The sequence below is a fragment of the Phormidesmis sp. 146-33 genome (assembly GCF_052939515.1).
In genome coordinates this window covers 1-1,880 of the sequence record NZ_JBJPHU010000262.1, presented here as the reverse complement: position 1 = coordinate 1,880, position 1,880 = coordinate 1, and the positions used below count along the sequence as shown (strand labels likewise).

Sequence of the window (1,880 nt, the reverse complement as noted above, 5' to 3'; positions counted from 1 at the left end):
TTTTCAGCCTAATCGCCAAATTTGGAGGGTTAGCCAGACAACTTTCAGTCTAATCACCCGCGTCGAGGAGGTTATCTAGACGAGATCAGTCTAAACATAAGTTAGCTGGCTTCGCTTTTTGGTGAAGATGGGACACAGCAAGGCAAAACGGTTATGAGAAATTCCAGTTCAAGACTACTCTCGTTTTCTTTCGTAAATTCTTCGCAAGAATATTGACTTACAAAATGCTGAGGAATAAAATTTTTGTGACTGACTAGCTAAGTAATTGTTCTAGTACGCTTCGTCACATAAACTACCTGGGAGATTTCTAATGAGGTTTAGGCTGGTTGGCTGTTTGTCCGCTGCTTTCATCTATTGCATTAGCGTTAATTCAGTTGCTGCGATCGACGTAATCTCTAAGCAAGGTTCTCAATCGACTCAAATGATCGCTGCTAATCCCTTGAGAATGCTTGAACGTGAGCGACGTAGGCTGCAACGTGAGCAACGTAAATGGGAGCGTGAGCAACGCATTGAATTTCAACGACAACAACGCGAACTGCGACGGCTAAGACGTCAACAAGAATTGGAGCGATTGGAGCAAAGGCAGAAAGAACTGGAAGCTGCTCGGCAGGCAGCGACTGAGGAACAGCGATTAGAGGCAGAACGCCGTCGTCAGCATTTTGAAAGTTTATCTCCAGAAGATAAGAAAGCCTACGTAGCTGAACAGGAAGCTCGAAGAATTCAGGCTAATGATAAAGCCGCTGCAATTCTTCGACTGATGTTTATGTTTGCAGGAGGATCAGGTTCTAGCCAGCAAAACGACTCGCAAATTCCTCCGTGTTACACATGGGACGATTACGCTAATTCTGCTGGTGGTAAAAACTGTCGTTAGTTTTTTGAATTAGCTCGTTTTGATGAGCCAGCTAACCATCGTGTTGCAGCGGACGGTATGAAGATCTTGGTGAGGAAAAAGATACTAGCCGCCGCTGAACACGGTCGTTAGCCCGCTTCGTTTCGGGTGGTGGTCATTTGAAAGTTATCTGTGAGTGTTCAAGATTGAGATGTTTAAAGGGACTTGGTGCAGTAGTCGATCAAACGAGTCAGTGAAGGAAAGCCTCATTAAGTTAGTGCTAGACTTCAAGCGTTTGTTAAAATCGTAGTTTTCAAGCAGGGGGTTCAACGCTGAAGTTCTACTACAATCCGGTTTCTGCAAATGTGCGTCGAGTCTGGGTCGCACTGCTAGAAAAACAAATACCATTTGAGCCAATTCTAGTGAATCTAGACGGCGATCAGTTTGATAACGACTTCACAGCAGTTAATTCACTCCAGCGCGTTCCCGTCATCGCGGACAATGGGTTTCGGGTTATTGAGTCGTTGGCAATTTTAGATTACCTAGAAGCGAAATATCCAACTCGATCGTTGATGCCAAGTAACCCTGAAAACATTGCTACAGTCCGGATGGTGGAGATGGTTGCCGTCAATGAGCTTCAACTTGCTATGCTTCTATTAACCCGACCTTTAGTAGGATTGGATGTTGACAATCAGAAGCTTGACGCGACAAAAGAGCGAGTCGTCTCTGTGATGCAATTTTACGAGAATCTTCTAGGGAAACATTCATACTTTGTTGGAGAAGAACTTACGTTAGCAGATATTGTTGCTGGAACTTTATTACCTTCATTGTATCTATTCGGCTTTTCTTTAGTTCCCTATCCCCGCCTCAAAGCATGGTTAGAACGGCTTGCGATACGTGAAAGTTGGCAACAAACAACGCCACAGCCTGAAGTTGTGGAAGCGGCTTTACCAAATATTAGAAAAATTTTAGAGCGGCGATCGTAGCGACCGCAGGCTAATCGGGTCGAGGAGAGCAATTAACCCTCCCCTCCCACACCACCCATCATGCG

Annotated in this window: 2 protein-coding genes; both read left to right on the top strand. The window is 44.9% G+C overall.

The features are described 5' to 3' along the window. Positions 1-310 precede the first annotated feature (310 nt). Entirely contained in the window at positions 311-871 is a 561-nt protein-coding gene (locus tag ACJ2PR_RS35770; protein ID WP_446880620.1) for a hypothetical protein, read from the top strand. 290 nt (positions 872-1,161) lie between these two features. Next, positions 1,162-1,815: a glutathione S-transferase family protein gene (locus tag ACJ2PR_RS35765; protein WP_446880621.1), complete on the top strand. Its 654-nt coding sequence runs from the start codon at positions 1,162-1,164 to the stop codon at positions 1,813-1,815. Positions 1,816-1,880 lie beyond the last annotated feature (65 nt).

Bases quoted from the DNA above. Each gene is read 5' to 3' on its own strand.
- ACJ2PR_RS35770 (WP_446880620.1), top strand. From the start codon at position 311: ATGAGGTTTAGGCTGGTTGGCTGTTTGTCCGCTGCTTTCATCTATTGC.